At 70.1% G+C, this 7,746-nt stretch carries 4 protein-coding genes and 1 pseudogene; 1 reads left to right on the forward strand and 4 read right to left on the reverse strand.

Annotated features, from left to right (window positions below):
• Positions 1-136 precede the first annotated feature (136 nt).
• The 3 genes from FJ309_16825 to FJ309_16835 all read right to left on the reverse strand — a co-directional run bounded on the left by FJ309_16825 (position 137) and on the right by FJ309_16835 (position 3,210).
• Complete coding sequence (locus FJ309_16825; GenBank protein ID MBM3956239.1) at positions 137-652, reverse strand: hypothetical protein; 516 nt, start codon at positions 650-652, stop codon at positions 137-139.
• Between the two features lie 462 nt (positions 653-1,114).
• Positions 1,115-2,257, reverse strand: coding sequence for a glutamine-hydrolyzing carbamoyl-phosphate synthase small subunit (gene carA / locus FJ309_16830; GenBank protein ID MBM3956240.1), 1,143 nt, complete (start codon positions 2,255-2,257; stop codon positions 1,115-1,117).
• Between the two features lie 53 nt (positions 2,258-2,310).
• Positions 2,311-3,210: a ThuA domain-containing protein gene (locus tag FJ309_16835; GenBank protein MBM3956241.1), complete on the reverse strand. Its 900-nt coding sequence runs from the start codon at positions 3,208-3,210 to the stop codon at positions 2,311-2,313.
• Positions 3,211-3,443: 233 nt separating this feature from the next.
• On the opposite strand from FJ309_16835, the pseudogene FJ309_16840 reads away from it, so the two are divergent.
• Positions 3,444-5,585: pseudogene (locus FJ309_16840) on the forward strand (hypothetical protein).
• A 73-nt stretch (positions 5,586-5,658) separates the two neighbouring features.
• Here the strand turns inward: FJ309_16840 and FJ309_16845 are convergent.
• Complete coding sequence (locus FJ309_16845) at positions 5,659-7,353, reverse strand: glycosyltransferase family 39 protein (GenBank protein MBM3956242.1); 1,695 nt, start codon at positions 7,351-7,353, stop codon at positions 5,659-5,661.
• Positions 7,354-7,746 lie beyond the last annotated feature (393 nt).

Consider the following 7,746-nt stretch of genomic DNA (forward strand, 5'->3'; position numbering starts at 1 on the left):
CCTCACGACCCGTCGCAGACACACGCCATCCCCAGGCCGCCGCGGGAGGCGGCGGCGCCGACCGGGGAAACCCTTGGCGTTTCCCCCGGTCGGCCCAAGCTGAGGGAGGCCATGGAGGGCTCCCTCAGCGCTATCTTCAGAACCCGATGTAGGTGACGAGGATGTCACCGTGCTTCTGGAAGCGGACATGGACGCTGCAGCCGCAGCCGTAGTCGTACTTCACCAGACCGCAGCCGAGGAGCGTGCAGCGTGACGTCTCGCACGGGCACCCCTGGCAGCTGGCGGGCAGGCACACCGGCACGCTCACCGATCGGCCCGTCTCCGGGCTGCACGGAGTGAGGACCGTCTCCCAGGTCGGCTCCGGGCAGCAGCCGGCACCGTGGCGGTGCTTGTGGGCGTGTTTGTGCCGGTACTTGATGCAGGGGTTCGTGGGGCAGACGCTGATCGGCCCGCAGTCGGGCTCGAAGCCGCACGACGGATCCATCGCCATCATCGGCATCTCGGCGGCGCAGCCCGGCTCGGGAGCGGCGCAGCTCGGATCGACGGCATGACGACGGAGATGGCCGAAGCCGGCGAACGCGTCGCCCGACAGGGCCGCCACCGCCACACAGAGGGCGACGGCGAGGCCGCCCACGAAGCGGGTACGAATCATCTTTGACCTCCTTGGCAGAGACTGGGACCGGTGGATCTCCCCACCGGCAGGAACCGGGATGCTGCCCGGCTCCACGCCAACCATGGCACACGCCCCTGGGCAGTCAAAAAACGGTCGTTTCCGCACGTTTATTCCGTCCTCGCAGGCACGGCAGCGACATACGCACGCGCACCGGCGACGGTTCATTCCCCGCTGTCGTCACAGCTTCGCGCCGCGCGCGTCGTCCGACCTCGGAACCTCCACGCTGCCAGCCACGTCACTCCGCGGTACAGCGCCACGGCGCTGCCCCGTCACACTCCATCCCAGGGATCCGCGAAGCCCCCTCTGCAGAGCCCGAGCGGAGGTTCGCCCTGTGGCGTTCGCCACGACCGAGCCGAGGTTCGCCTCCCAACCCCGGTCCGAACCGAGGCGCAACAACGCGCTGCAGCACCGCGACCGAGCCACGCCTCCCGTCGGCCCACCTCAGGCCATCAGCTCGTGAAACCGCCGGAACAGATGCGCCGCGTCGTGCGGGCCGGCGGCAGCCTCGGGATGGTACTGCACCGAGAACGCGGGCAGCGTGCGATGGCGGAGGCCTTCGACCGTGCCGTCGTTGAGGTTGACGTGCGTGACTTCCAGCTCCGCCGGCAGCGTCGCCTCGTCGACGGCGAAGCCGTGGTTTTGCGACGTGATCTCGACCCGATCGCGCAGCCGGTCGAGCACCGGCTGGTTGGCACCGCGGTGGCCGAACTTGAGCTTGAACGTCTTCCCGCCGCAGGCCAAACCGAGGAGCTGGTGGCCGAGGCAGATCCCGAAGATCGGCACCTGCCCCACCAACCCGCGCACGGTCTCGACGCAGTACCCGAGCGCCTCGGGATCCCCCGGGCCGTTGGAGAGGAACACACCGTCGGGGGACAGCGCCAGCACCTCGGCGGCCGTCGCCCGCCCCGGCATCACCGTTACACGGCAGCCGCTGTCGGCGAGATGGCGGGCGATATTCCACTTCATCCCATAGTCGAGGGCGACGACATGCTTGAGCGCGCCGGCCGCGGGCACCTCGGGCATGATCCCGCCGGCGAGCGGCTGGACGAGCGGCCGGGCGTCGGACGCGAGCGCTTCGGTCCATTCGCTCCGCGCCCGCGGCATCACCTCGGCGACCAGATCGCGGCCGACCAGCGCCGGCGACGAGCGCGCGACCCTGACCAACTCGGCCGGGTCGGTGATTTCGGTCGAGATCACTCCGGTCATCGCACCGCGGATCCGCAGCCGGCGCACCAGCGCCCGCGTGTCGATCCCCGTCAGGCCGATCGTGCCCGCCGCGGCGAGATACTCCGCGAGCGTGCCGGTGGCGGTGAAGTTGCTGGCGATCCGGCTCGCCTCACGGACCACGAACCCGGCCATCTGCACGCCGGCGCTCTCGACGTCGGCGGGATTGACGCCGTAGTTGCCGATCTGCGGCGCGGTCATGCAGAGGATCTGGCCGCGGTAGCTGGGGTCGGTGAGGATCTCCTGGTAGCCGGTCATCGAGGTGTTGAAACAGACCTCGCCCGACGCCGTGCCGCGGCCGCCGAAGGCCTCGCCGACGTAAACCGTGCCGTCCTCGAGGGCCAGTGCTGCGCGTGCCACGGGGATCTCCGGAGCGTATGCTCCGATGCTACCACGGACCGCGAGCGGGGGCGTCAGGGGGCCGCGACCGCCGGCTCGAGCGCCACCTCGGCCACGGGCGTGCCGTCGTCGCGGAGCTTTCCGGCGGCCCACAGCGTGCCGCGGGTGACCAGGCCGAGAAACTCGTCGGTCGCCACCGTCTCGGCGTAGTGGCCGATCGTGGTGGCAAACACGCGGGTCGGGCCGTACTGGTTGGTCCAGATGCAGGTCTGGAGGGCGTTGCGATCGGTGCTCAGCGCCTCGCCGAGCGGCGTGGCGGTCGGCCACACCTTGTCGGAGTAATACAGCTCCTCCTTGGGCACGGCCCACTCGCGCGGCATCCCGGCGAGGATCGGATGGCTGCCCAGCAGCCGGCAGGTGTAGGCATAGTGGGCGCCGTGGCCGGGAGAGGTGATCCCGCAGAACTTGAACCACTCGTCGTTGCCGACGCGGTAGCAGTGCATCGCGCAGTGCATCAGCACCGCCGGCACCCCCTGATTGTGTTCGGCGAGGATCTTCTCGAGGAACGTCGGATCCTTGACGTCGGAGAAACACTCGTTGTGAAAGACCACGTCGTAGCCCTTCGCCCAGCCGGGCTTGTCGTAGATCGAGATCGGGTGGTTCGTCGACGTCCCTCCTTCGTGGACGACCGTGGTGCGGATCCGGGCCCGCGCCGCCATGCCGCGGACGATGAGCTCTTTCTGGGCGTCGTAGTCGTGGCAACAGCCGCCGGTGACATACAGCACCTCGAGCGGCTTGCCCGGCTCGGCAGCGCGCGGCGCCGGCATCACCAGCATGGCGCCAGCGGTGGCGGCAGCGACGAGAAGTGATCGGGCACGGGCATGGTGCATCGAACGAGCCCTCGGGGGAGAAGGAGACCGGAGCGTACCACACGCCTTTTGCCCCCCTCCGGTAGCACGTCGTCGGATGAGCATTCCGCATGCCACTCGCCCGATGCGGTTGGGCCACAGGGTGTTATGGCGAATCGAACCGGCGGCGTGCCGCGCGACGTAAGATGAGTATGTCGCCGAGTCGCGATCGAACGATCGCGGGCGGGGGAACCACGCGGTGAATTCGACCACCTCCTGCGAGGTGGCGGGAACACCTGGGGCGAAGGGGCATCAGTGCCCCCGGGTACTTTCAAGCCCGAGCCCGTCAGCTAACCCTGATGACCTGGCTGGTGGTCGGCCTGGCGGTCGGGCTGGTGGCGTTCTGGCTCTGTTTTCGCTGGATCCCCAACGACCGGATCGGCGTGGTGGAGAAGTGGTGGTCGCTCGCCGGCAGCGTGCCGGAGGGGAGGATCCTGGCGCTCGGTAGCGAGGCCGGCTACCGCTCCGACGTGCTCCGCGGTGGCCTCCACTTCGGCTACTGGCGCTGGCAGTACGCGATCCATTCGGTGCCGCTGGTGACGATTCCCGAGGGGCGCATCGGCTACGTTTTCGCGCGCGACGGAGTGCCGCTTCCCCCCGCGCAGACACTCGGCCGCGTGGTGGGGTGCAACAACTTCCAAGACGCCCGGGCGTTCCTCGGCGGTGCGACCGGTGGAGCCGGCCAGCGCGGCCGGCAGCGGGCGATCCTCCGCGAGGGCGTGTATGCGATCAATCCAACGCTGTTCACGGTGATCAGCGACAACGGCGTGTTCGCGCTGCGTGCGCTGCTCACCCGGCCGGAGTAGGCGGCGACGGCGAAGTGGCTCGAGGAGCTGCAGGCGGTCGACGGCTTCAGCCCGGTCGTCGTCGGCAAGGCACGCCCCGAGACGCTGGGTGCCGAACAGCCGACCGGCGGCGACTCGATCGCGATCGTCACGGTCCACGACGGCCCGTCGCTGGACCCCGGTGAGATCATCGCCCCGACGGTCGGTGGCGACCTGGCCGATCCCGACTACCACAACAACTTCCAGGATCCCGAGGCCTTCCTCCGCGCCGGTGGCCGCCGCGGCCGGCAGCACATGGCGCTGACCGACGGCACGTACTTCCTCAACCGCTGGTTCGCGACCGTCGAGGTGATCGCCAAGACGGTCGTGCCGATCGGCTCGGTGGGCGTGGTCGTCAGCTACATCGGCCGCACCGGGGCCGACGTGTCGGGGACGACGTTCCGCCACGGCGAGCGCGTCGCCGAGGGGGAGCGCGGTGTCTGGGAGCGCACGCTCGGCCCGGGCAAGTACGCCTTCAACACCTACTCCGGCAACGTCGTCCTCGTGCCGACGACCAACTTCGTCCTCCACTGGGTGACGGGGCGGAGCGAGTCGCACCGCTACGACGAGAGCCTCAAGAGCATCGATCTGGTCACGAAAGACGCCTACGAACCCTCGCTCCCGCTGTCGGTGGTCGTCCACATCGACTACCAGCGGGCGCCGAGCGTGATCCAGCGCTTCGGCGACGTCCAGCGGCTGATCACGCAGACCCTCGACCCGATGCTGTCGGCCTACTTCCGCGACATCGCCCACAAGAAGACGATGCTCGAGCTGCTCCACGACCGCGACAAGATCCAGGCCGAGGCCCGCCTCGAGCTGCGCGACAAGTTCCACGAGTTCGACATCGAGTGCGTCGACGTGCTGATCGGCAAACCGGAGACGGGCAAGGACTCGGGCAAGATCGAGACCCTCCTCGACCAGCTCCGCGAGCGGCAGCTGTCGGTCGAGCAGCTCGAGACCTTCGAGCGGAAGCGCGTGGCGGCGGAGAAGATGCGGCTGCTGGCCGAGGCCCAGGCCCAGGCGAGCATGCAGACCAACCTCACCAACGCCCGCGTCGAGGCGCAGATCGCCGAGCAGAAGGGGGAGGCGGAGCTGGCCAGGGCGCGGAAATCGGCCGAACAGATGGTGGTCATGGCCGAGGCGGAGCTCTCCCAGTCGCGGCGCCGCGCCGAGCAGACGGTGCTCCTCGCCGAGGCGGCCAGCCGCGAGAAGGAGCTCGAGGGGCGCGGCGAGAGCCGCCGGGTGATGCAGGTCGGCCTCGGCGAGGCCGCGGTCCAGCTCAAGAAGATCGCCAGCTACGGCGACCCGCGGCTGTACGCCCTCTCCGAGGTGGCCGCGGCACTGTCGGAGAGCAGCCAGCCGCTGGTGCCCGAGCGGCTGTTCGTCACCGGCGGCAGCAGTGGCGGCGACGGCACCACGCCGCAGTCGGCGCAGGGCCTGCTCGGCACACTGGTGGCATTGCTCGTCGCCGAGAAGAGCGGCTTCGCGCCGGCGACGATGGGGGCCGACGACTCGCTCGGGCAGTTCGCCGACGCGATGTCGGCGCGGGTGATCGAGACGCTGTCGGCGGACGACCGGGCCGAGGCGCCCGCCGCCACGCCGAAGGCGGGCGCCTGACCGGGCGTGCTCCGGCCCGTGCCGCCCCCGCAGGCGGCCGGGCCGGCGCACCGCGGGAACCGGCGAAAACGCTTCAGCGCGAAGGCGGGCAGTGATCGTCGTCACGCGCCGCCAAGGCCGCGGCACGGTTCTCCGGCGCGAGCCGGAAGAGGTGCAGCCGCTCGTCGACCGGCTCGATCCTGGCGATGCGCCCGAGGCGCTCGCGCCAACGGTGATCGGCGGTAACGACGTGGGTGATTCGATAGCGGGCGATGAACCCGGCAGCCGAGCGCTCGTCGAGGTTGCGCGGATCGGCGTAGGTGTCGACGCCGGTCTGGGCACCGAATTGGTACGACTGCAGCACCCCCGCCGGCTCGAGAAACAACACCCGCGCGTGATCCGGGTCTTCGAGCGCCGCGACAGCAGCGAGGTTGTCGGGGTGCGCGAGCAAGCGCGGCTCGAGGCGCGTGGGCGCAACCAATCCGGTCTCACGGACATGCTGCACGAGCGTCGGCACGACCGCCACGAGGAACGCGGCGGCGATCAAGGCGGCATCGGCACGGGGCGATGCCAGGCAGCCGAACCGGCGCTCGACGAAAGCGATCAGGCAGATGTCGACAAACACGACGGCGAGCGTGTGGTACCGGAGCGGTTTGTAGCCGGTCAGCGCCACCGAACCGAGGACGACGACCAGCGCCAGCCCGGGCAGCAGCAGCCGGACAAAAGGCCCGGCGACGGAGGAACCAATCGGTGGCAGACCGCGGCCGCCGTCACTCCCCCCACCGGCATGACTCACGAACCGGTAACGCAGCGCGAGCCCGGCGGCGAGCGCGACGAGGAGCAGGAACATCCGGTCCGAGACGAGCGTTAAGGGAAAGCGCTCTCCACAGACGAAGCGGAGGTGGGCGAGCGACTTGCTGCACCACGCCCCCGGGGCATCGAACAGCGTCGGCATCGGCTCGGGGAAATAGTTGAGGACGTGGCTCGGCTCGGCGAGGAGGACGGTCCGTGTGTTGTCGCTGACGAATACCCGGCCGAAGTGATGGAGCGAGTAGGCGATCCAGGGAGCGAGCGTGGCGGCGTAGGCGACGAGGAACCGCGTGAATGCGGCGCTGCGCCGCCCCGGCGAGTCGATGGCGACGGCGATGCCGAGGGCGATCCCGCCGAGAAGGAAGTCGAAACGCGCGAGCGTGACCGCACCGGCGAGGACGCCGACGAGCCAGTCGCGCCGCGGCGCACGGTCGGCGAGAAACACGACCAGAGCGGAGAGAAACACGAGCACCGCCAACGGAATGCTCCGCCCCGCGACGACCTCGACGAGATACTCGCGGTTGCCGACGAGCCCCAGGAACAGCGCGGCCCCGACGGCCGGCCGGCCGCAGACCTGCCGGGCCAGCCGGGTGAGGACCGGCAGCGTCGCGGCGGCGACGGCGAGATTGACGAACGAGCCGGCATAGATTCCGACGGGAGCGAGCGCCAGGACACCCGCCATGAGCACCGGCAGGAGCGGCGGAAAAGACGCCCCGTACCCCGGCTCGAACTGGTACTGGCGGATGACGTCGACGTGGTAGAAGTCGGTGCCGATCTCCTGCGCGAGGTCGAGGTACGACCAGGAGTCGGCGGAATAGGGGGGATTGCCGAGGGTCAGCAGCGCCGCGGCGACCAGCGTGGCAAGCGCGACGCTCGACGCCACTCCAGGCACGGTCGCGCGCCACGACCAGCGGCGTGCCAAAGCGAACACGGGTCGATCGCGGCGTACGGCGTCGTCGAGCCGCGGCACGGTGCTCACACGTCACTCCCTCGGCGAGGCAAGCGGCGCAAACCATCGCCGCGCGGGGCGGGACTATCCGTTCCGGCCGTCGCGACGGTCAACGGCACTTCCGCAGAAGCCCGAGGGAATAAAGTCATTGACTCCGGGCTGGCGTGGAGGGGCTGCCCATGCCCCGAGAGCCGGCGTATGTCGACGAGCGCAGCCATGGATGGCGAAGCGAAGTCGACATCCGAGCGAGCGGGAGGCCCGGGACGGCGGCGACGGCGCGACGGACAGCGCGTGGGCAGCCCCGACCCCGCAGTTGGGAGCCGGGCTCCGCCCGGCGACCGTAAGCCGGAGCCGACGCCGGGACGGCGGCGACGGCGCGACGGACAGCGCGTGGGCAGCCCCGACCCCGCAGTTGGGAGCCGG

Source organism: Planctomycetota bacterium (genome assembly GCA_016872555.1).
Lineage (GTDB): Bacteria > Planctomycetota > Planctomycetia > Pirellulales > UBA1268 > F1-20-MAGs016.

Excerpts from the sequence above, each read along its gene's own strand:
- FJ309_16835 (MBM3956241.1), bottom strand. The coding sequence starts at position 3,210 with ATGCTCATCCGACGACGTGCTACCGGAGGGGGGCAAAAGGCGTGTGGT.
- FJ309_16825 (MBM3956239.1), bottom strand. The coding sequence starts at position 652 with ATGATTCGTACCCGCTTCGTGGGCGGCCTCGCCGTCGCCCTCTGTGTG.